The following is a 22,170-nucleotide window of genomic DNA, read 5'->3' on the forward strand; positions in this document are numbered from 1 at the left end:
GTCATGGAAAACCTGAATATGGATCTGCTGTACATGGCTGCCGCTGTGATGATGGGCCTGGCGGCAATCGGTGCTGCGATCGGTATCGGCATCCTCGGGGGTAAATTTCTGGAAGGCGCTGCACGTCAGCCTGACCTGATTCCGCTGCTGCGTACGCAGTTCTTTGTTGTTATGGGTCTGGTGGATGCTATCCCGATGATCGCTGTTGGTCTGGGTCTCTATGTGATGTTTGCTGTCGCCTAGTAGCCGTTTGTTTATCCATTGCACCCGGTGTGATGATGAACGCCTTCTGCCGCTTATCACCGATAACGGCAGAGCAACTTAACTTAACAAGAGGCATTGTGCTGTGAATATTAACGCTACAATCCTCGGCCAGGCCATCGCGTTTATCCTGTTTGTCGCGTTCTGCATGAAGTACGTATGGCCGCCGATTATGGCTGCCATCGAAAAGCGCCAGAAAGAAATTGCTGAAGGCCTTGCTTCTGCTGAACGCGCGAAGAAAGATTTGGATCTCGCGCAGGCTAATGCAACCGACCAGCTGAAAAAAGCCAAAGAAGAAGCTCAGGTCATTATCGAGCAGGCTAATAAGCGTCGCGCTCAGATTCTGGATGATGCGAAAACTGAAGCTGAGCAGGAACGTAACAAGATCGTCGCACAGGCGCAGGCAGAAATCGAAGCTGAGCGTAAACGTGCACGTGAAGAGTTGCGTAAGCAAGTCGCGTTGCTGGCAATGGCTGGCGCCGAGAAGATCATCGAACGTTCCGTGGATGAAGCTGCTAACAGCGACATCGTTGATAAACTGGTCGCTGAACTGTAAGGAGGGAGGGGCTGATGTCTGATCTGATTACTGTAGCTCGCCCCTACGCCAAAGCAGCTTTTGACTTTGCTGTTGAACATCAAGGTATCGAACGCTGGCAGCAGATGCTGGCGTTTGCCGCAGAAGTGGCTCGTAATGAACAGATGGCAGATCTCCTTTCTGGTGCCCTGGCACCGGAAGCCTTATCCGCCTCTTTCATCACCGTCTGTGGTGATCAACTGGATGAACCCGCGCAGAACCTTATCAAGGTGATGGCGGAAAACGGACGTTTGACAGCGCTTCCGGCTGTACTGGAACAGTTTATTCAACTGCGTGACGCTTATGAAGCGGTTGCTGAAGTTGATGTAACTTCCGCCAGTACGCTGAGTGACGACCAGCTGAATAAAATCAGCGCCGCGATGGAAAAACGTCTGTCACGCAAAGTTAAGCTGAATTGCAAAATTGATAAGTCTGTAATGGCAGGCGTGGTCATCCGTTCGGGTGATCTGGTGATTGATGGCAGCGTGCGCGGCCGTCTTGAGCGTCTGGCAGACGCCTTGCAGTCTTAAGGGGACTGGAGCATATGCAACTGAATTCCACCGAAATCAGCGAACTGATCAAGCAGCGCATTGCTCAGTTCAATGTAGTGAGCGAAGCTCACAACGAAGGTACTATTGTTTCTGTAAGTGACGGTATCATCCGCGTACACGGCCTGGCCGATGTCATGCAGGGTGAAATGATTGCTCTGCCGGGCAACCGTTACGCTATCGCCCTGAACCTCGAGCGTGACTCGGTAGGTGCGGTAGTTATGGGTCCTTACGCTGACCTTGCCGAAGGCATGAAGGTGAAGTGTACTGGCCGTATTCTTGAAGTACCGGTTGGCCGTGGCCTGCTGGGCCGTGTGGTTAACACCCTGGGCCAGCCGATCGACGGTAAAGGCCCTGTCGAGAACGACGGCTTCTCGCCGGTTGAAGTGATCGCACCCGGCGTTATCGATCGCCAGTCCGTAGACCAGCCTGTACAGACAGGCTACAAATCTGTTGATGCGATGATTCCAATCGGTCGTGGCCAGCGTGAGCTGATCATCGGCGACCGTCAGACCGGTAAAACCGCGCTGGCGATCGATGCTGTCATCAACCAGCGTGATTCCGGTATTAAATGCGTTTACGTCGCTATCGGCCAGAAAGCCTCTACCATCGCTAACGTGGTGCGTAAGCTGGAAGATAACGGTGCGCTGGAAAACACCATTGTCGTAGTGGCTTCTGCTTCTGAATCTGCTGCGCTGCAATATCTGGCACCGTATGCCGGCTGTGCCATGGGTGAATACTTCCGTGACCGTGGTGAAGATGCGCTGATCGTATACGATGACCTCTCCAAGCAGGCTATCGCTTATCGTCAGATTTCTCTGCTGCTGCGTCGTCCGCCGGGTCGTGAAGCGTTCCCGGGTGATGTTTTCTATCTCCACTCTCGTTTGCTGGAGCGTGCTTCTCGCGTAAGCGCTGAGTATGTTGAAACCTTCACTAAGGGCGAAGTGAAAGGCAGAACCGGTTCACTGACCGCGCTGCCAATCATCGAAACTCAGGCGGGTGACGTTTCTGCGTTCGTTCCGACCAACGTAATCTCTATTACCGACGGTCAGATCTTCCTGGAATCTAACCTGTTCAACTCCGGTATTCGTCCGGCGGTGAACCCGGGTATCTCAGTATCCCGTGTGGGTGGTGCTGCTCAGACCAAGATCATCAAGAAACTGTCCGGTGGTATCCGTACTGCACTGGCGCAGTATCGTGAACTGGCTGCCTTCTCGCAGTTTGCTTCCGATCTGGACGAAGCAACCCGCAAACAGCTGAGCCATGGTCAGAAAGTGACTGAGCTGCTGAAACAGAAACAGTATGCACCGATGTCTGTTGCACAGCAGGGTCTGGTTCTGTTTGCTGCTGAACGTGGTTACCTGAACGACGTTGAACTGGCGAAAATTGGCAGCTTCGAAGCTGCGCTGCTGGCCTTTGCCGATCGCGAACACGCCGAGCTGATGCAGGAAATCAACCAAACTGGTAACTATAACAACGATATCGAAGAGAAACTGAAAAACCTCCTCGATACGTTCAAGGCAACCCAGTCCTGGTAATGTCTGGCGGCTTGTCTGAAAAGACAGGCCGCAAGGCTTTGAGGAGAAGCTAATGGCCGGCGCAAAAGAGATACGTAGTAAGATTGGAAGCGTAAAAAATACGCAGAAAATCACCAAAGCGATGGAAATGGTCGCCGCCTCCAAAATGCGTAAAACGCAGGAACGCATGGCGGCCAGCCGTCCGTATGCAGAAACCATGCGCAAAGTGATTGGTCACCTTGCGTTAGGGAATCTGGAATACAAGCACCCTTACCTGCAAGAGCGCGACGTTAAGCGCGTCGGCTATCTGGTCGTGTCTACCGACCGCGGGCTTTGTGGTGGTTTGAACATTAACCTGTTCAAAAAATTGCTGGCAGAGATGAAAACCTGGGCTGATAAAGGGGTACAGAGCGATCTGGCCATTATCGGTTCCAAAGGTCTCTCATTCTTTGGTTCTGTTGGTGGCAACATCGTGGCGCAGGTTACCGGAATGGGAGATAATCCTTCCCTCTCCGAACTGATCGGCCCGGTAAAAGTGATGTTGCAGGCTTATGATGAAGGCCGCATCGACAAGCTGTTTATCGTCAGCAATAAATTTAACAACACCATGTCTCAGACTCCGAACGTTGCTCAGCTGCTGCCGTTACCGCCAGCAGAAGGTGAAGAGGAGATGAAGAAAAAGACCTGGGACTATCTGTACGAGCCCGATCCGAAAGCGCTGCTGGATACTCTGCTGCGTCGTTATGTCGAATCGCAGGTTTATCAGGGTGTTGTGGAAAACCTGGCCAGCGAGCAGGCCGCGCGTATGGTGGCGATGAAAGCTGCGACCGATAACGGCGGTAACCTGATCAAAGAGCTGCAGTTGGTATACAACAAAGCTCGTCAGGCCAGCATCACCCAGGAACTTACCGAGATCGTCTCGGGGGCCTCCGCGGTTTAACCAGGTATACCCGGATTATCGGATGCTTAAGCCGGGCGGCATAAGAAGGGATCCTGATGTGCTGACTAAAGTTGGCGACTCAGGGGAAGAACGCAGGCTACGCCGCTGCAGCATCAAGTAAGCCGGGTAAAACGAATTAGGTAGAGGATTCAAGATGGCAACTGGAAAGATTGTCCAGATCATCGGCGCCGTTGTTGACGTCGAGTTCCCTCAGGACGCAGTACCCCAAGTGTACAACGCCCTTGAGGTTAAAAATGGTGATGCTCGTCTGGTGCTGGAAGTCCAGCAGCAGCTGGGCGGTGGCGTGGTACGTACCATCGCCATGGGTTCGTCTGATGGCCTGAAACGTGGCCTGGAAGTGGCTGACCTTAACCAGCCGATTCAGGTACCGGTAGGTAAAGCAACTCTCGGCCGTATCATGAACGTGCTGGGTGAGCCGATCGACATGAAAGGCGATCTGAAAGAAGAAGACGGCAGCGCTGTAGAGGTTTCCTCTATTCACCGCGCAGCGCCTTCTTATGAAGATCAGTCTAACTCGCAGGAACTGCTGGAAACCGGCATCAAAGTTATCGACCTGATGTGTCCGTTCGCGAAGGGCGGTAAAGTCGGTCTGTTCGGTGGTGCGGGTGTAGGTAAAACCGTAAACATGATGGAGCTGATCCGTAATATCGCGGCTGAGCACTCAGGTTACTCGGTATTTGCTGGCGTGGGTGAGCGTACCCGTGAAGGTAACGACTTCTACCATGAAATGACCGATTCCAACGTTATCGATAAAGTTGCGCTGGTGTATGGTCAGATGAACGAGCCGCCGGGGAACCGTCTGCGCGTAGCGCTGACCGGTTTGACCATGGCAGAAAAATTCCGTGACGAAGGTCGTGACGTTCTGCTGTTCATCGACAACATCTATCGTTATACCCTGGCCGGTACGGAAGTATCCGCACTGCTGGGTCGTATGCCTTCAGCGGTAGGTTATCAGCCGACGCTGGCCGAAGAGATGGGTGTCCTGCAGGAACGTATTACCTCTACCAAGACCGGTTCAATCACCTCCGTACAGGCCGTTTACGTCCCTGCGGATGACCTGACTGACCCGTCACCGGCAACCACCTTCGCCCACCTGGACTCAACCGTTACGCTGAGCCGTCAGATTGCCTCTCTGGGTATCTACCCGGCCGTTGACCCGCTGGATTCTACCAGCCGTCAGCTGGATCCGCTGGTAGTTGGTCAGGAACACTACGACACCGCGCGTGGCGTGCAGTCAGTGCTGCAGCGTTACCAGGAACTGAAAGACATCATCGCCATCCTGGGTATGGACGAGCTGTCTGAAGAAGATAAACTGCTGGTGGCACGTGCGCGTAAGATTCAGCGCTTCCTGTCTCAGCCGTTCTTCGTGGCCGAAGTCTTCACCGGTTCACCGGGTAAATATGTTCCGCTGAAAGATACCATCCGTGGCTTTAAAGGCATTATGGAAGGTGAATTCGACCATCTGCCTGAGCAGGCTTTCTACATGGTAGGTTCCATCGAAGAAGCCGTGGAAAAAGCGAAGAAACTGTAATTACAGTTTCCCGGGAGGATAGATATGGCTATGACTTATCACCTGGATGTGGTCAGCGCGGAGCAGAAAATGTTCTCCGGTACGGTGCAGCATATTCAGGTGTCCGGCAGTGAAGGCGAGCTGGGAATTTATCCTGGCCATGCCCCGCTGCTGACTGCTATCAGGCCTGGTATGATTCGTATCGTGAAGCAGCACGGTGAAGAGGAGTATATTTACCTCTCTGGCGGCGTGCTGGAAGTGCAGCCGGGCAGCACCACGGTGCTGGCAGATACCGCTATTCGCGGTACTGACCTGGACGAAGCACGCGCACTGGAAGCGAAGCGCAAAGCAGAAGAGCACATGAACAGCACCCACGGCGACGTGGACTATGCTCAGGCTTCTGCGGAGCTGGCGAAAGCCATCGCTAAACTGCGTGTGATCGAGCTGACTAAAAAAGCGATTTAATCAGGCGTTATGTATCAGAAATGCCAGCCCATGGGGCTGGCATTTTTTTTGCCCCAATGTCGTAAACCGGCACAGACCTAATTTCGGACTGAGAAAAATGTAGTAATCTCAGGCGTAAAACGTTTACCTTTCATCTGTCATAAACAGTCAGGATAGTTATGTCTAACAGCGCGATGAGTGTGGTGATCCTTGCGGCCGGTAAGGGCACCCGGATGTATTCCGATCTTCCTAAAGTTCTGCACACTCTGGCAGGCAAACCCATGGTTCAGCACGTTATTGATGCCGCAAAAGGGCTCGGTGCGCGTCATATTCATCTGGTCTATGGCCATGGCGGCGAGCGGCTGAAGAATACCCTGGCCGATAATGATCTCAACTGGGTACTGCAGGCGGAACAGCTGGGTACCGGCCACGCCATGCAGCAGGCTGCGCCCCATTTTGCCGACGACGAAGATATCCTGATGCTTTACGGTGACGTGCCGCTGATTGCGCAGGCCACCCTTGAGCGCCTGCAGGCCGTGAAGCCGCAGGGCGGCATTGGTCTCCTGACGGTAGTGCTGGATAACCCGACCGGCTACGGACGCATAGTGCGTGAAAACGGTGTCATCACCGGGATTGTAGAGCAAAAAGATGCTACCCCTGAACAGCTGACTATCCGCGAAATTAATACCGGGATCCTGATGGCTAACGGCGGTGATCTGAAACGCTGGCTTGCGCAGCTGACCAATAACAATGCGCAGGGCGAATACTACATTACCGATATTATTGCGCTCGCCCACGCGGAGGGGCGCGAAATTGTTGCGGTACAGCCGCAACGCATCAGTGAAACCGAGGGGGTTAACAACCGCCTGCAGCTGGCGACGCTGGAGCGTGCTTATCAGGCTCAGCAGGCAGAAGCGTTGCTGCTGGCCGGGGTGATGCTGCGCGATCCGACACGATTCGATCTGCGTGGGACGCTGCAGCATGGCCGGGATGTGGAAATTGATGCCAATGTCATTATCGAAGGTCAGGTTAAGCTGGGGAATCGCGTGAAGATCGGTGCCGGATGCGTGATTAAAAACAGCATTATCGGCGACGATTGTGAAATCAGTCCTTATTCGGTGATTGAGGATGCCACGCTGGCAACAGCCTGCACCGTGGGGCCCTTTGCCCGTCTGCGTCCCGGCAGCGATCTGGCGGAGCAGGCGCATGTCGGTAACTTTGTTGAGATGAAGAAAGCACGTCTTGGTAAGGGCTCCAAAGCGGGCCATCTCTCTTATCTGGGCGATGCGGAAATTGGCGCGAACGTGAATATTGGCGCCGGTACGATCACCTGCAATTACGATGGCGCGAACAAATTTAAAACGGTGATTGGCGACAATGTATTTGTCGGGTCCGATACGCAGTTAGTCGCACCAGTCAGTGTCGCCAGTGGCGCGACCATTGCTGCCGGCACCACGGTTATGAAAGATGTGACGGGTGCAGAGCTGGTTTATAACCGTAAAGAACAGAACCACAAAGCGGGCTGGCAGCGCCCGGTGAAAAAGAAATAAGTTTTTGATGGCCCGCTTCTGCGGGCCTGCAGCAGATAACATAAAAATATCCCCACTCTCTACAAGGCTCGGGGAACCGGCAATGCCGGACTATCAGGTCGTATGACAACGAAAATGGCGAAAAGCCTGGAGTCAGGAAAACATCATGTGTGGAATTGTTGGCGCAGTAGCGCAGCGCGATATCGCAGAAATTCTTCTGGAAGGTCTGCGTCGTCTGGAGTATCGCGGTTATGATTCGGCCGGTCTGGCTGTGGTGGATCGACAGGGGCACGTTACGCGCCTGCGTCGTCTCGGCAAAGTCCAAAAACTGGCAGAAGCGGCAGAAGAACATCCGCTGATTGGCGGCACCGGGATTGCCCATACCCGCTGGGCAACCCACGGTGAACCTTCGGAAGCCAATGCCCACCCGCATATCTCTGAACATATTATCATTGTTCACAACGGCATTATCGAGAACCATGAGCCGCTGCGTGAGCTGTTAAAAGATCGCGGTTACCGCTTTTCCTCAGAAACAGATACGGAAGTGGTCGCGCACCTGGTGCACTGGGAACAGAAGCAGGGCGGATCGCTGCGTGAGGTAGTGCTGCGGGTGATCCCGCAACTGCGTGGCGCTTATGGCATGGTGATCATGGACAGCCGCGATCCGTCGCTGCTGGTGGCGGCCCGCTCCGGCAGCCCGCTGGTCATTGGCCGTGGCGTAGGCGAAAACTTTATCGCTTCCGATCAGCTGGCGCTGTTGCCGGTTACCCGCCGCTTTATCTATCTGGAAGAGGGTGATATTGCGGAGATTACCCGTCGTGAAGTTACGGTAATCGATCGTGCAGGCAATCAGGTCAGGCGTGATGAGATCGAATCCAGCGTGCAATATGATGCTGGTGATAAAGGCGTTTACCGTCACTACATGCAGAAAGAGATTTATGAGCAGCCGCAGGCTATCAAGAACACCTTAACCGGGCGCTTCAGTCATGGCGAGGTGGACCTCAGTGAACTTGGCCCCCATGCAGAAACGCTGCTGAGCCAGGTTGAGCATGTGCAGATTATCGCCTGCGGTACTTCGTATAACTCCGGCATGGTAGCGCGTTACTGGTTTGAGTCGCTGGCTAACGTGCCTTGTGATGTCGAGATCGCCTCTGAGTTCCGCTATCGCAAATCTGCGGTACGTAAAAACAGCCTGCTGATTACCCTGTCGCAGTCAGGGGAAACTGCAGATACCCTGGCAGCGCTGCGTCTGTCAAAAGAGCTGGGCTATCTCGGCTCGCTGGCAATTTGTAACGTAGCCGGTTCATCGCTGGTGCGTGAGTCTGATCTGGCGCTGATGACCAAAGCGGGCACCGAAATCGGTGTTGCCTCGACCAAAGCCTTTACCACGCAGCTGACTGTACTGTTGATACTGGTGGCGAAGCTGGGTCGCCTGCGCGGGATGGCGGCAGAGCAGGAGCATGACATCGTTCATGCCCTGCAGGCGCTACCCAGCCGTATCGAACAGATGCTGGCGCAGGATAATCTGATCGAAACGCTGGCCGAAGGTTTTTCCGATAAGAGTCATGCGTTGTTCCTCGGTCGCGGCGATCAGTACCCGATCGCGATGGAAGGGGCGTTGAAGCTGAAAGAGATCTCCTATATTCATGCCGAGGCTTATGCTGCCGGAGAACTGAAGCATGGCCCGCTGGCTCTGATCGATGCGGATATGCCGGTCATTGTCGTGGCGCCGAACAACGAGCTGCTGGAGAAACTGAAATCCAATATCGAAGAGGTTCGGGCACGCGGTGGTTTGCTCTATGTCTTTGCCGATCAGGATGCCGGTTTCAGCGACAGCGATGGCATGAAAATTATTTCGCTGCCCCATGTGGAAGAGGTTATTGCACCGATTTTCTACACCGTGCCGCTGCAGCTGCTCTCTTATCATGTTGCGCTGATCAAGGGCACCGATGTCGACCAGCCGCGCAATCTCGCCAAATCCGTTACTGTTGAGTAACGTTAACGGGCCCTCAGGGGCCCGTCTCAGCTTAATCAACCCGAAGGCGGCTGGTCAGGTTAACGGCCTGCAGACTTCGCCGGATGATAAAAAGAGGGCGGCTGGCCTGTCATACGCCGAAACATGGTGGAAAACGACGAGTAATTGTCATAACCCATGCTCAATGCTATCTCATTAACAGCGGTTCCTTCGACTAACCTGGCCAGGGCCACTAATACACAGGCTCGTTGTCGCCAGACTGAAAAAGGCATGCCGGTTTGCTGGATAAAATGACGCCGGAAAGTGCTCAGGCTCATGCATAGCGTGCTTGCCCAGCGCTCTGGCGCATCATGGATGGAGGGCGCACTTAAAAAAGCCTGACACAGCGCCAGAAAGCGGGCATTTTGCGGCAGCGGAATTTTAAACTCTTTGGCTTCCATCATCGCCAGTTCCTGCAGAAGTAAGGCAATAAGCAGGCGATCCCGATCTGAGTGATATAAAGGGTCCAGCTCGACAGCCTCGATAAGCAGCTGTCTTAATAAAGGCGATACGGCTAAAATTTTACACTGCTGACTTAAGCGTAGTTTATTAGCGCTTTCAGGTTCGATATACAGACTGCGTGTTGAAACGCCAATAAATTTCACGCTATGCGCCATCTGTGCAGGTATCCACACCGCGTGTTGCGGCGGCACCATCCAGTTCCCTGTAACTGTAGTAACCTGCATCAGGCCGGTTGCACCGTAAAGCAGCTGAGCCCGACGATGATGATGTTCAGGCAGCACATAATTCTTTGAATAATCGTTGCCTACAGCCACTACCTCTCGATCAAGCCCGTCATAATCATCAATGTGAACATTACGCATAAAAACGGCGATACCCCCGGTTGACCGATTTACAAAAGTAAATGCGCGTTGCTGGCATGGGAAGCGATCCTTTAACCCGATAACCTTTTTTGCTCAACGGCGGCTGCAGGAGAGTAGCGGGTCGTCCGGATAAAAATTTATACATCAACACAGGCGGATTGAAAGGTTATTAAGTGGATATATTTATAATTATTTTCGCGGGCTTTATGACCGGTATCACGACGGTACTGTTTGGTTTTGGCGGCGGTTTTGTGGTGGTACCTTTTGTATATCACATAATGACCCATCAGCAGATACTGTCTGACCGGGCCATGCATATTGCCGTCGCCACCTCAACTGCGGTAATGATCTTTAATGCAGGCTGGGCCAGCTTTCAGAGCTGGCGAGCAGGAAAACTGACGGCCAGCCTCCTGTTTCCATTAATGTGGTTTATCGCAGTCGGGGCAGTGGTAGGTTCTCTGCTTTCAGGCGGAATAAACGATGAGATCATCAGGATATTATTTATCCTCTATCTCATGCTTACTCTGGCGGACTGCTTGTTACGTAAAGGTTTTGTCATTGCCTCTGAACGGCGCATGTTAAAGGGATTCACGGCACGTATGGGAGGGATCTTTATTGGTATCGTGGCGGCGCTGCTGGGCGTGGGGGGCAGCGTTATGACGGTGCCATTGCTCAGGCGACACGGCTATGAGATGCAAAAATGCGTAAGTGCGGCAAATCCGCTCTCCCTTCCCGTAGCGCTGTGCGGAACAGCGATGTACGGTCTCGGCGGAGTGCATTTCAGTCCGGGGGAAGTCTGGATAGGTTTTATCAACCTGAAGATACTTACGCTACTTACTGCTTCAGGTTTCATGGGCATGCTTTTTACGCGTCGCTTTATTCCCGCGGTGCCTGATGAGCTACATGCGCGTATTTATATTGCCCTGTTAGCAACGGTGCTGATAGCCATACTTATATAAAAACAGCCGGATCGGGAAACCCTCTCTGTCGATGTTAAGACAGGGAGGCAAGATATTTTGCTTTGTCACAAAACTGTCATATTTCATACATTTTACTGTCACTAAACTGTCCTATTTTCCCTCCTGCAGCAATCAATAACGTTTAATAAAAACGCTCTGAAACAGAGATAAACGCCCCTGGAGGGAACATGACACTGATGCATAACACTCTGGTCCGCATGCTTGCCGCGGCGCTTTCCGTCACTGCGGTCCCGGCCATGGCTGCCACCGATCTGACCGGCGCTGGTGGGACATTTCCGGCACCGGTTTATGCCAGATGGGCAGCCGAATATCAGCAAGCGACCGGCAGCAAAATTAACTATCAGGGAATCGGATCTTCCGGTGGCGTGAAGCAAATTATTGCTAAAACAGTTGATTTCGGTGCCTCCGATGCGCCGATGAAAGATGAAGATCTGCAGAAAAATGGCCTGTTCCAGTTTCCGACGGTCATTGGCGGGGTGGTACTGGCGGTAAACCTGCCGGGCATTAAATCAGGCGAGCTGACGCTGGATGGCAAAACCGTAGGTGATATCTACCTGGGTAACATTAAGAAGTGGAACGATCCGGCGATCGCGAAACTGAACCCAAATGTGAAACTGCCAGCCACCAACATTAACGTGGTGCGCCGTGCGGATGGCTCCGGCACCTCTTTTGTCTTCACCAGCTATCTGGCGAAAGTGAATGAGGAGTGGAGCAGCAAAATCGGGAAAGGCAACACCGTAAACTGGCCAACTGGCCTGGGCGGTAAAGGCAACGATGGCGTCGCCGCGTTTGTACAGCGTCTGCCGGGCTCCATCGGCTACGTGGAGTATGCTTACGCGAAACAGAACAACCTGAACTACACCCGACTGCTCAGCGCCGATGGCAAACCGGTTACTCCGGGCGAAGAGAGTTTCAGTAACGCCGCGAAAGGGGCTGACTGGAGCAAATCTTTTGCCCAGGATCTGACGTACCAGAAAGGCGATGACGCCTGGCCGATTACCTCCACGACCTTTGTCTTGCTGTACAAAAACCAGACCAATGCCGAAAAAGGCAGTGAAGTGCTGAAATTCTTTGACTGGGCTTATAAGAATGGTGGTCAGACGGCCATCAGCCTGGATTACGCAACGCTGCCCGATTCGGTGGTGACGCAAATCCGTGACGCCTGGAAAGCCAGTATCAAAGACAGCAGCGGCAAAGCGCTGTATCAGTAAGCGCACACCAGAGGCTGACTCCGGTTGGCCGGTTATCCCGGGCGGCAGCTATGTCGCCCAGATCTATTCTGAAGGCTGAGATCACTATGGCTGCGACAAAGCCGACGTTCAACGCGCCAGGCAAACAAGGTGACATGATTTTCGGGACACTGGTCAGAATGGCGGCGCTGATCGTGCTGCTGTTGTTAGGCGGCATTATCCTCTCCCTGATCATCTCCTCCTGGCCAAGCATCGAGAAATTTGGTTTCTCGTTTCTGTGGAACAAAACCTGGGATGCGCCCAACGAGCAGTTCGGCGCGCTGGTGCCGATTTACGGCACTCTGGTGACCTCGTTGATCGCTCTGATCATCGCCGTACCGGTGAGTTTTGGTATAGCCCTGTTTCTGACGGAACTGGCTCCGGGCTGGCTGCGTCGTCCGCTTGGCACCGCGATTGAGCTGCTGGCGGCCATCCCCAGCATTGTCTATGGGATGTGGGGGCTGTTTATCTTCGCGCCGCTGTTTGCTGAATATTTTCAGACGCCGGTGGGCGAGGTCGTGGCAAATATTCCCATTATCGGCGCGCTCTTTTCCGGCCCGGCTTTTGGCATCGGAATCCTCGCTGCGGGCATTATTCTCGCCATTATGATTATTCCTTACATCGCTTCCGTCATGCGTGATGTCTTTGAACAGACGCCGGTAATGATGAAAGAGTCAGCCTATGGCATTGGCTGCACGACCTGGGAGGTGATCTGGCGTATCGTCCTGCCGTTCACCAAAAATGGCGTCATTGGCGGCATTATGCTGGGGCTGGGGCGTGCGCTGGGAGAAACCATGGCGATAACCTTCATCATCGGCAATACCTACCAGCTCGACAGCGCCTCGCTGTTTATGCCGGGCAATAGTATCACTTCCGCGCTGGCTAACGAATTTGCGGAAGCGGAGTCAGGCGTGCATGTGGCTGCCCTGATGGAGCTGGGACTGATCCTGTTTGTCATTACCTTTATTGTGCTGGCGATCTCCCGATTGATGATTATGCGACTGGCGAAAAATGAGGGAGCGCGATCATGACCACTATCGAGAGGCAAGTTTCTGCGCAGCCCGGTCCCGGGGTGTCGCGGCGCAAAATGCAGTCCTGGCGCAGTACCAAAAATAAGATTGCGCTGACCCTGTCGCTGCTGACCATGGCGTTTGGCCTGTTCTGGTTAATCTGGATCCTCTATACCACTCTGACGCGCGGCTTTGATGGCCTGTCGCTTTCGCTGTTTACTGAATCAACCCCGCCGCCCAATACCGCTGGCGGTGGACTGGCCAATGCGCTGGCGGGCAGTGGCCTGCTGATCCTCTGGGCGACGGTGTTTGGTACGCCGCTGGGGATTATGGCGGGCATCTGGCTGGCTGAGTACGGGCGTAAATCCTGGCTGGCAGAAGCGATCCGTTTTATTAATGATATTCTGTTGTCAGCGCCTTCGATTGTGGTTGGGCTGTTCGTCTATACCCTGGTGGTTGCGCAGATGCAGCACTTCTCCGGCTGGGCAGGTGTTATCGCTCTGGCGCTGCTGCAAATCCCTATTGTCATTCGTACCACGGAAAATATGCTGTTGCTGGTGCCGGATAGCATGCGTGAAGCGGCTTATGCGCTGGGCACGCCAAAATGGAAGATGATTTCAGCCATCACTCTGAAAGCCTCAGTGTCAGGCATTATTACCGGTGTGTTACTGGCCATTGCGCGTATTGCTGGCGAGACCGCCCCTTTACTCTTTACCGCGCTCTCAAATCAGTTCTGGAGCACGGATATGATGCAACCACTGGCGAACCTGCCGGTAACGATCTTCAAGTTTGCCATGAGCCCCTTTGCCGAGTGGCAAAGCCTGGCCTGGGCGGGTGTCCTGATCATTACCCTGTGCGTACTGCTGTTAAACATCGCAGCACGCCTGATTTTTGCCAAACGCAAAAACTAATTTATGTCCGGCGCTGCCTGTGGCCGTGCCGTCAGAGAGAGATGAGTAACCAGTATGGTAAAAACAATGCCCGGCAAAATTCAGGTGCGTAATCTGAACTTCTATTACGGGAAATTCCACGCCCTGAAGAATATCAATCTGGAGATAGCGCGAAACCAGGTTACCGCTTTTATCGGTCCCTCCGGCTGTGGTAAATCGACCCTGCTGCGGACTTTCAACAAAATGTATAGCCTCTATCCCGATCAGCGTGCCGAGGGCGAGATACTGCTGGAGGGCGAAAATATCCTGCAATCGCATCAGGATATTGCGCTGCTGCGCGCGCGCGTGGGTATGGTGTTCCAGAAACCGACACCTTTCCCGATGTCTATCTATGACAATATCGCCTTCGGCGTCCGCCTGTTTGAGAAACTCTCCCGCGCGGAGATGGATGAGCGTGTACAGTGGGCGTTGACCAAAGCGGCACTCTGGAACGAGACGAAAGACAAACTGCATCAGAGCGGTTACAGCCTTTCCGGCGGCCAACAGCAGCGTCTCTGTATCGCGCGCGGCATCGCCATTCGCCCGGAGGTGCTGCTGCTTGATGAACCCTGTTCAGCGCTGGATCCTATCTCCACCGGCCGTATTGAAGAGCTGATTACCGAACTGAAGCAGGACTATACCGTGGTGATAGTGACGCACAATATGCAGCAGGCGGCGCGCTGTTCCGATTACACCGCTTTTATGTATCTGGGCGAGTTGATCGAGTTCAGCGATACTGACACGCTGTTCACCAAACCGCATCAGAAGCAGACTGAAGATTACATTACCGGCCGCTACGGCTGATTTGACAGGGGAAAGAGATGGATAACCTGAATCTGAATAAACATATCTCCGGTCAGTTCAATGCCGAGCTGGAGCATATCCGCACCCAGGTGATGATCATGGGCGGGCTGGTGGAGCAGCAGCTTACCGATGCGATTACCGCCATGCATAACAGGGACGGTGAACTGGCGCAGCGCGTTATTGATGGCGACCAGAAGGTCAATATGATGGAAGTGGAGATTGATGAAGCCTGCGTACGCATCATCGCCAAACGTCAGCCCACCGCCAGCGATCTGCGTCTGGTGATGGCGATCATCAAAACCATCTCGGAACTGGAACGCATCGGGGATGTGGCAGAGAAGATTAGCCGCACCGCGCTGGAAAAGTTTAGCCAGGCGCATCAGCCGCTGCTGGTGAGTCTGGAGTCGCTGGGCCGGCATACCGTGCAGATGCTGCACGACGTGCTGGATGCTTTTGCGCGCATGGATCTCAATCAGGCGGTCACTATTTATCGTGAAGATAAAAAGGTGGATCAGGAGTACGAAGGGATAGTGCGGCAGCTGATGACCTACATGATGGAAGATCCGCGTACCATTCCCAGCGTCCTGACCGCGCTCTTCTGTGCCCGTGCCATTGAGCGCATCGGTGACCGCTGCCAGAATATCTGTGAAATCATCTTTTATTTTGTGAAGGGGCAGGATTTCCGTCATGTAGGGGGCGATAAGCTCGATCAGCTGCTGGCTGGCGAGGAGGGCGGCAGCAAACCCGCCTGAAACCGCGCCAGTACCCGCCGGGAGCTTCGTCCCGGCATTACGCTATATCCCAGCCTCGTGCGCGCCACAGCGCAGGCAGCTGCGCCATCGCTGTAAAGCGCGTCACCAGAGGATGATCAATCTCCGGATTATGTGCATCGGTGCAGTAATAGAATACCGGAATGCCCGCCGCAATACCGGCGCGCACGCCCGCTTCGGAGTCATCCACTAAAATGCAGCGCTCGATCGGTAGCTGCATTTTTTCTGCCGCGTGGTACATCAGGGCCGGATCGGGTTTCCAGCGTTCAATATCGTAGCCGCTGAACAAGCGATCATAAAAAAAGGAGAGCATGTTCGTCAGCCCCAGCGAATGTTGCATCTTTTTCACCGTGCCGTTAGAAACCACGCACATCGGGATTTTAATCTGCGCGACTAAAGCCCTGGCGCCAGGGATCTCGCTGAGCTCAAGATCAAACAGACGTGCCACCTCGGCCCGGTAGGCGCGCTCCACCTCTTTCAACGGTAAAGCTGTATGATGCATAGTGCTGATGTCGCGAATGATGTCATACAGCTGAACCCCCTTATATTTTTCAAAAGTCTCCTGCAGCGGGAGTGTAATACCGTAGTGGGCAAAAATATTGACGTATGAGCGGGTACAGAGCATTTCGCTGTCTACCAGCGTACCGTCACAATCAAAAAATACACATTCAACTGACATCACATCATCCTTTGTTGTAGGTAAGACCACACTGTAACCCAGTGAGAGAAGAATGCGACTGCTGCAATCGTTTGCGAAAAATCAGTGTGCAGCGGTCGCAAAATCTATAGGATACGCGGCGATAATGTATTCTTTTGGACAGAGGTTATGCGTAAACAGACTCTTTTGCAGCGTGTGTTCAGGCTGGAGGAACATGGCACAACGGTACGGACCGAGGTGATAGCAGGTTTTACTACCTTCCTGACGATGGTCTATATCGTGTTTGTTAACCCGCAAATTCTGGGTGCTGCAGGCATGGATACGCAGGCTGTATTCGTTACCACCTGTCTGATTGCCGCTTTTGGCAGCATCCTGATGGGCCTGATCGCCAATCTGCCAGTGGCCCTGGCGCCAGCGATGGGGCTGAACGCCTTTTTCGCCTTTGTGGTTGTTGGTGCGATGGGATACTCATGGCAGGTAGGGATGGGGGCTATTTTCTGGGGGGCGCTCGGTCTGCTGATCCTGACGCTACTGCGCATCCGCTACTGGATGATCGCTAATATTCCGCTCAGCCTGCGTGTAGGTATTACTGCAGGTATCGGTCTGTTTATTGCCATGATGGGCCTGAAGAATGCAGGCATTATCGTGTCCAGTGCCGATACGCTGGTTACCATCGGGGATCTTACCTCGCACAGTGTAGTATTGGGGGCGCTGGGCTTTTTTATCATCGCCATTCTGGCATCACGTAATATTCATGCTGCGGTCCTGATATCTATCATGGTTACTACGGCAGCAGGCCTGCTACTGGGCGATGTCCGGTTCACCGGCATCTTTTCTGCGCCACCCCCGGTCAGTACCGTAATCGGTCAGGTGGATCTGAAAGGCGCACTGAATATTGGCATGGCCGGCATCATTTTCTCCTTTATGCTGGTCAACCTGTTTGACTCTTCCGGCACGCTGATAGGCGTCACGGATAAAGCCGGACTGACCGACGATAAAGGAACCTTCCCGCGTATGAAGCAGGCACTGTATGTTGACAGCGCCAGCTCAGTAACCGGCGCTTTCTTTGGCACCTCATCGGTCACCGCTTATATCGAAAGCTCATCCGGCGTCGCCATTGGCGGGCGTACTGGCCTGATGGCTGTGGTCACCGGTGTGCTGTTTCTGTTGGTCATCTTTCTCTCGCCGCTGGCGGCAATGGTGCCAGGCTACGCGGCAGCGGGTGCCCTGATCTATGTAGGCGTTTTGATGACCGCCAGTCTCTCCCGGGTGCGCTGGGATGATTTGACGGAAGGCGTCCCTGCGTTTGTAACGGCAGTGATGATGCCGTTCAGCTTCTCCATTACTGAAGGCATCGCGCTGGGTTTTATCGCATACTGCGTGATGAAGGCCGGAACCGGACGCTGGCGAGAAATCAGTCCCTGCGTACTCATTGTTGCGCTGCTTTTTGTCCTGAAAATCGCGTTTGTTGATACGCATTAACCCCGCCGCGGAATACGCATAGATCAACTTTTAATGTTTAACGGTGTGGTATCCGGCGTAAAGCTGTTAATGATTTTTACGTAATGTCTGCGTTGATGTTCCGTAAAATCATTAACAGTGCTCAGTGTAAAGATAATAATGCGATTATTCAGAGGATTAGATATCTCATGGCGGGGCAGCTGAATAATTGACTGTACCTGTCGGGTCATTTTGCCCTGATGCAGGTAACGGTTGGCGACCTGAATCACCGGGAGCCTGAAAGGGCCAATCTGGTGCTGCAACCTCTTTCCCTCCTCCTGAAAGGCTGAAAGCGTATTTCGCATCTTCCCTATTTCACTTTCACAAAATTGCATCAGAGACTGGTCCTGTTCCAGAAAGGCCCTGTTAATCAGAACGCTGTATTCTTTCTCTTCCGGGTCGCGGAACATTAAAATATTCACAGTTTGATCCAGATCGGGTGCCAGGGTCAGGAATTCGCCCTCATACAGGCGATAAGTCATGTTGTTTTGATTCATACCGGTTTCGTCTCAATGTTATCAGGAAGGCTCTGGCAACGGCCTGATCTCGACGCGGCGGTTTAACCGACGCCCCTCTTCCGTAAGGTTACTGGCCACTGGTCGGGTATCCGCAGCACCTTCAACCATAAACCGGGTCACGGGAAGGGCACTGTTTTCCATTATCCAGTCCCGTACCGCCAGCGCGCGTTGTAATGAAAGCGCTTTATTCATATCCGGCATCCCGGTGTTATCGGAATGACCGGTAATGACAAAACGCATTTCCGGATTCTGGCTGAGCACCGGGAGCAGGACAGCCAGCACCTGCTGCGTTTCCGTCTGTAAGACGGCGCGTCCTGCGGAAAAATGTAAAACCGTCTGCGAAAAAAGCGCGTGATAATAATCCGCAATGAGCTTATTCATGCGGATGAGCCGCTTTTTACAGGGGGAGAGTAAAAGTTTATCGACCAGGTACTCTTCCTGGCACTGTAGCAAAAGCCGCCTGTTTTTATTCAGCCGGAGAATGGTATTAATTTTCTGAGCCGCTGATGCTGAGGCAAGTTCGCTAACATCGCGCTGTTCGATGTTAACTTTTTGCAGAAATTCGCTTTGTTTTTCTGCCGCCAGTATCAGCATAAAAGAGAGCAGCAGCGTCGTAATACAGGCCGCCAGCAACCCGCGGGAATGACATGAGGGTGATGCCGTCGTAAGCGGTTTTTCTGGCTGCGGAAGTGTAAATGGTGGTAAGGGAAGCTTGCGCTGGGGAGACGCCAGGCCTGGCAAGACGCCATAGTTCTCAGCAAGCCACGCTGACCATGCACCGTGGCGGCTAAAACCATAACTGTGATCGGCGACCAGAACGCGATTTAATCGCAGCGAATCCGATGCGGTAAAAATCGACTGTAGACAAGGCGTCAGTGCCCGCTGAGTCAGCCATAAAAACAGCAGGGAGGTCATAGCGCTGCGCTGCGTCCGGTAACAACAGGTGCCGCTATCTGCGGCTTCCAGCTGGCGGAGGAGGGTGTCAAAAGACGCAGGCAGGTTTTGCATTTTATCCTGCCCCAAATCAAGTTCGCCAGACCAGATGGCGCTATCGGGATCATGAGCCAGGCGTTCATGGCTGAGCCTGGCATAAATTGCCAGTGTACAGCGCAGCGGTGGTTGCTGTTTCAGGGATAAAAAAGCGTTTTTCCAGGCGGTAAGCCGGGAAAGCATTATGGCCTCATTAGCTTGACCATCCGGCAGAAAAGGGAAAAAAAGCGAAATGTGTGGTGGAGGATCTGCCGATACGCTTTCCAGACGGCGATGTAACTCAGGGACGGAGGGTGCCAGCAGCCAGGTAATATGATGATCGGCGCGATGCGCCGCAGAGGCAGATTGTCTGTCGAACCATTTTTCTGCCCAGGGACCGGTAATAAAAATGACCGCTGTGGCCACCTCAGTATGAACCGGAGGTGCGGCGTCTGATGGGATGACCTGTTCTTTCCTTCCCTGTCTGTTGTAAGCAAAAAGTCCCAACAGCGCCCCCACAGTGAGCACAGCCATTCCGTATGCGAACCCTGCCCGGTTAACGGCAAACAGGCTCGCCGCGCCAATGATGACAACACTCAGGATAAAGAAAGAGAAGCGCTTATCGTATTTGAAGTGAGTTGCCATCAACCTGACCTTTCTACGCAGATGATACTTGCTACCCAGAGCGTTATCAGAACGCCCATCAGCCAGTACAGGATTGAGATGCGCACCGGACGTCGCAGCGCAGCAGATGTTTTGTCAGCGCCTGCTGGTAAAGCCAGCTGGCGGGGAGAAGGCTGGCGCTCAGGCTGTGTTCTGTCACGCGCGACCGGGTGAACGGGAAATCGGGCCAGAGCAGCCACCAACGCCTCATCAGATGCCGGGTGGTCTGAATAAAGCTGTCCGATTTGCCGGGCATAATGCACCACGGGCTCGCTGGCCTCATGGAGCAGAGCCGTCAGTCGTACAGCGAATTCTGAGGCGTTACTGATACGCCGGAACAACGAAAACTCAAGGGAATCGTCATTCCGGCCACTGAGAGTCTGATTCCGATGCGTCAAAATTGTGCGGTCCAGCCATATGGCAATCAGCCAGATTAACTGTTCGGCTTGCGTATCAGTGACGCCCTCATTTTCTAACGCTTTGCGCAATAAATTAAGTAGCCGTAACAGGTGATTTTTCAACGCTGAATACGAAGGGATGATGCCTTCAAAAGAGATAATGGTATCTATGCTGATTAATATTTTAATCAGTTGCCTGGTTTCTACCATGGGATCTCCTTTGTTTCGCCCCATCCCTCATCAGCATAAAAAGGCGTTATGCGAATCCTAGTCGGTTGGATATTAACCAGCGTGTTAAATGTTAAAAGGACATTGAAAGCGCCATCATCTGCGCGCGCTGTTTTTTCCTGTAACGCTTTCTGTGTAAAATTTATGCTTTCGAGGATGCTGTTATTACTGTCAACGACGATAAGGCTCCAGTAGGTTATCTTTTCCTGATCAGAACTGATGTCATGAGGATTAATGACAACTTTTTTCCGGTGCGGGGAGATAAGCCTTTTTTCCCACGCTGCTGGATCTGTAGGCGGGTAAGGAAAAAAAGAAATTTTTTCTTTTGCTAAAACCTCCGGCTGGACTGCGCGGTTAATAAAATCGATACCGCAACTGTACGCAAAATCTTTTAACGAGCGGACGGGGCCAGGCATAAAAGAACCCGAACAACAGGAGGGATCCTCTTCCAGGCCGAAAAAATGCTTTATCCGCTGGCGCGATCTATGCTCTCTCTCCCACCAGGTTAGCTGAATCTTACCCTGATCCCTGGCTTCCCGATGATGGTCGTCCCAGATTCTGGCATGATGTTTACGGGTATAGTAATGCCATAATAATATCTTGTCGGGAGTATAAATATCGTAGCCATGCGTAAAAGCTCTGGCTGACTGAGTAATCTCCTCTCCCTCAAAAAAAATAGTGGGATCGTTAGGCACTTCTTTAACGAAACAGCCTTCGGCAAAAATAAAACCTGCCGCCAGAAAGCTGCTGCGTACAGGTTCTGTGCTGGTTAATATCTTCGGACAAAAAAGCGGGATGCCGGAGGTATTAAATTCACGAAAAATGACTCTGTTAACTTCTTCTCCTCTGGCCTCGTTCTCGCCGGGTTCATAACCCGGGGGGTAACAGGATAAGACTGGCCTGGCGCTCTTTCTCTTTAATGCAGTATGCAAGGCCATCATTTCTTGATCCCAGTGTCTGATAAAACGGCAATGCGAATCTATCTGCAGAAAATAGTGCTCATTATCGTAGCAACTTTCAGCAAGGCTCCTGGCCCAGCAGGCACCCTCGCTCTGATAGTAATCAACGTCGATTACTGTGATACGCGCATCGAAATAGTCATAAACGCGTTTTTCAAACATAGCGAGGGATGATTTTTCACGCAATATCATGCCGGCCATTTCAAAAACAGGCCTTTTTTCCTGTTGCTGCCAGCAAACAGCAATATGGAGATTTTCCGACGCGGCTGCGTTGTCTATCATATTTATTAACGTCGGGATAAGCTCAGGATCGCGATAACTGGCAATGCTGACAAAAAGTGTCGACATATAAAAATTATCCGCTGCAATCTGC

At 52.9% G+C, this 22,170-nt stretch carries 22 protein-coding genes; 16 read left to right on the top strand and 6 right to left on the bottom strand.

Features of this window, described 5'->3' with window-relative positions; translation table 11 throughout:
• Positions 1-3 precede the first annotated feature (3 nt).
• The 9 genes from atpE to glmS all read left to right on the top strand — a co-directional run bounded on the left by atpE (position 4) and on the right by glmS (position 9,340).
• Positions 4-243 carry a F0F1 ATP synthase subunit C gene (gene atpE, locus E0E17_RS07110; RefSeq protein ID WP_003849523.1) on the top strand — a complete coding sequence of 80 codons (240 nt, stop codon included), beginning with the start codon at positions 4-6 and terminating at the stop codon, positions 241-243.
• Between the two features lie 103 nt (positions 244-346).
• Positions 347-817 (top strand): F0F1 ATP synthase subunit B, encoded by a 471-nt coding sequence (gene atpF, locus E0E17_RS07115; protein WP_130832866.1) that lies wholly within the window; start codon positions 347-349, stop codon positions 815-817.
• A 14-nt stretch (positions 818-831) separates the two neighbouring features.
• Entirely contained in the window at positions 832-1,365 is a 534-nt protein-coding gene (gene atpH / locus E0E17_RS07120) for a F0F1 ATP synthase subunit delta (protein ID WP_130832868.1), read from the top strand.
• A 14-nt stretch (positions 1,366-1,379) separates the two neighbouring features.
• Positions 1,380-2,921, top strand: coding sequence for a F0F1 ATP synthase subunit alpha (gene atpA, locus E0E17_RS07125; RefSeq protein ID WP_130832870.1), 1,542 nt, complete (start codon positions 1,380-1,382; stop codon positions 2,919-2,921).
• Between the two features lie 52 nt (positions 2,922-2,973).
• Positions 2,974-3,840 carry a F0F1 ATP synthase subunit gamma gene (gene atpG, locus E0E17_RS07130; protein ID WP_130832873.1) on the top strand — a complete coding sequence of 289 codons (867 nt, stop codon included), beginning with the start codon at positions 2,974-2,976 and terminating at the stop codon, positions 3,838-3,840.
• A gap of 154 nt (positions 3,841-3,994) precedes the next feature.
• Positions 3,995-5,392, top strand: a complete 1,398-nt coding sequence (atpD, locus tag E0E17_RS07135) for a F0F1 ATP synthase subunit beta (protein ID WP_130832875.1) — start codon at positions 3,995-3,997, stop codon at positions 5,390-5,392.
• Between the two features lie 24 nt (positions 5,393-5,416).
• Positions 5,417-5,836, top strand: coding sequence for a F0F1 ATP synthase subunit epsilon (locus tag E0E17_RS07140; protein ID WP_130832877.1), 420 nt, complete (start codon positions 5,417-5,419; stop codon positions 5,834-5,836).
• Positions 5,837-5,994: 158 nt separating this feature from the next.
• The gene (gene glmU, locus E0E17_RS07145) at positions 5,995-7,365 is read left to right on the top strand and encodes a bifunctional UDP-N-acetylglucosamine diphosphorylase/glucosamine-1-phosphate N-acetyltransferase GlmU (protein WP_130832879.1); all 1,371 of its coding nucleotides are present in this window, start codon (positions 5,995-5,997) and stop codon (positions 7,363-7,365) included.
• Between the two features lie 145 nt (positions 7,366-7,510).
• A complete protein-coding gene (gene glmS / locus E0E17_RS07150) occupies positions 7,511-9,340 on the top strand; it encodes a glutamine--fructose-6-phosphate transaminase (isomerizing) (protein ID WP_130832881.1) in 1,830 nt (609 codons plus the stop codon).
• A 59-nt stretch (positions 9,341-9,399) separates the two neighbouring features.
• Here glmS and E0E17_RS07155 read toward each other — a convergent pair whose 3' ends face one another.
• Positions 9,400-10,182: an AraC family transcriptional regulator gene (locus tag E0E17_RS07155; RefSeq protein ID WP_130832883.1), complete on the bottom strand. Its 783-nt coding sequence runs from the start codon at positions 10,180-10,182 to the stop codon at positions 9,400-9,402.
• 173 nt (positions 10,183-10,355) lie between these two features.
• On the opposite strand from E0E17_RS07155, the gene E0E17_RS07160 reads away from it, so the two are divergent.
• The 6 genes from E0E17_RS07160 to phoU all read left to right on the top strand — a co-directional run bounded on the left by E0E17_RS07160 (position 10,356) and on the right by phoU (position 15,886).
• Positions 10,356-11,141: a sulfite exporter TauE/SafE family protein gene (locus tag E0E17_RS07160; RefSeq protein ID WP_272940789.1), complete on the top strand. Its 786-nt coding sequence runs from the start codon at positions 10,356-10,358 to the stop codon at positions 11,139-11,141.
• Between the two features lie 188 nt (positions 11,142-11,329).
• Positions 11,330-12,373: a phosphate ABC transporter substrate-binding protein PstS gene (gene pstS / locus E0E17_RS07165; RefSeq protein ID WP_130832886.1), complete on the top strand. Its 1,044-nt coding sequence runs from the start codon at positions 11,330-11,332 to the stop codon at positions 12,371-12,373.
• Positions 12,374-12,459: 86 nt separating this feature from the next.
• The gene (gene pstC, locus E0E17_RS07170) at positions 12,460-13,422 is read left to right on the top strand and encodes a phosphate ABC transporter permease PstC (RefSeq protein ID WP_130835485.1); all 963 of its coding nucleotides are present in this window, start codon (positions 12,460-12,462) and stop codon (positions 13,420-13,422) included.
• A complete protein-coding gene (pstA, locus tag E0E17_RS07175; protein WP_130832888.1) occupies positions 13,419-14,312 on the top strand; it encodes a phosphate ABC transporter permease PstA in 894 nt (297 codons plus the stop codon). The genes pstC and pstA overlap by 4 nt, the downstream gene beginning before the upstream one ends.
• A gap of 54 nt (positions 14,313-14,366) precedes the next feature.
• Complete coding sequence (gene pstB / locus E0E17_RS07180) at positions 14,367-15,134, top strand: phosphate ABC transporter ATP-binding protein PstB (RefSeq protein ID WP_130832890.1); 768 nt, start codon at positions 14,367-14,369, stop codon at positions 15,132-15,134.
• Positions 15,135-15,151: 17 nt separating this feature from the next.
• Positions 15,152-15,886 carry a phosphate signaling complex protein PhoU gene (gene phoU / locus E0E17_RS07185; protein ID WP_130832892.1) on the top strand — a complete coding sequence of 245 codons (735 nt, stop codon included), beginning with the start codon at positions 15,152-15,154 and terminating at the stop codon, positions 15,884-15,886.
• 37 nt (positions 15,887-15,923) lie between these two features.
• Here phoU and yieH read toward each other — a convergent pair whose 3' ends face one another.
• Complete coding sequence (gene yieH, locus E0E17_RS07190; RefSeq protein ID WP_130832894.1) at positions 15,924-16,583, bottom strand: 6-phosphogluconate phosphatase; 660 nt, start codon at positions 16,581-16,583, stop codon at positions 15,924-15,926.
• A gap of 147 nt (positions 16,584-16,730) precedes the next feature.
• Between yieH and E0E17_RS07195 the strand changes: the two genes are divergently transcribed.
• The gene (locus E0E17_RS07195) at positions 16,731-18,044 is read left to right on the top strand and encodes an NCS2 family permease (RefSeq protein ID WP_130832896.1); all 1,314 of its coding nucleotides are present in this window, start codon (positions 16,731-16,733) and stop codon (positions 18,042-18,044) included.
• Between the two features lie 23 nt (positions 18,045-18,067).
• Here the strand turns inward: E0E17_RS07195 and E0E17_RS07200 are convergent, their stop codons facing one another.
• The 4 genes from E0E17_RS07200 to E0E17_RS07215 are packed head-to-tail and all read right to left on the bottom strand — an operon-like array spanning position 18,068 to position 22,145.
• Complete coding sequence (locus tag E0E17_RS07200) at positions 18,068-18,559, bottom strand: DcrB-related protein (RefSeq protein WP_130832898.1); 492 nt, start codon at positions 18,557-18,559, stop codon at positions 18,068-18,070.
• A gap of 21 nt (positions 18,560-18,580) precedes the next feature.
• A complete protein-coding gene (locus E0E17_RS07205) occupies positions 18,581-20,194 on the bottom strand; it encodes an OmpA family protein (RefSeq protein ID WP_130832900.1) in 1,614 nt (537 codons plus the stop codon).
• Positions 20,194-20,820, bottom strand: a complete 627-nt coding sequence (locus tag E0E17_RS07210) for a DotU family type IV/VI secretion system protein (protein WP_165446210.1) — start codon at positions 20,818-20,820, stop codon at positions 20,194-20,196. Before E0E17_RS07210 ends, E0E17_RS07205 begins: the two co-directional genes overlap by 1 nt.
• Positions 20,814-22,145, bottom strand: coding sequence for a GlcNAc-transferase family protein (locus tag E0E17_RS07215; RefSeq protein ID WP_130832905.1), 1,332 nt, complete (start codon positions 22,143-22,145; stop codon positions 20,814-20,816). Before E0E17_RS07215 ends, E0E17_RS07210 begins: the two co-directional genes overlap by 7 nt.
• Positions 22,146-22,170: the final 25 nt, after the last annotated feature.

Origin of the sequence: [Erwinia] mediterraneensis (genome assembly GCF_900604315.1) — a bacterium.
GTDB classification, from domain to species: Bacteria; Pseudomonadota; Gammaproteobacteria; order Enterobacterales; family Enterobacteriaceae; genus Pantoea; species Pantoea mediterraneensis_A.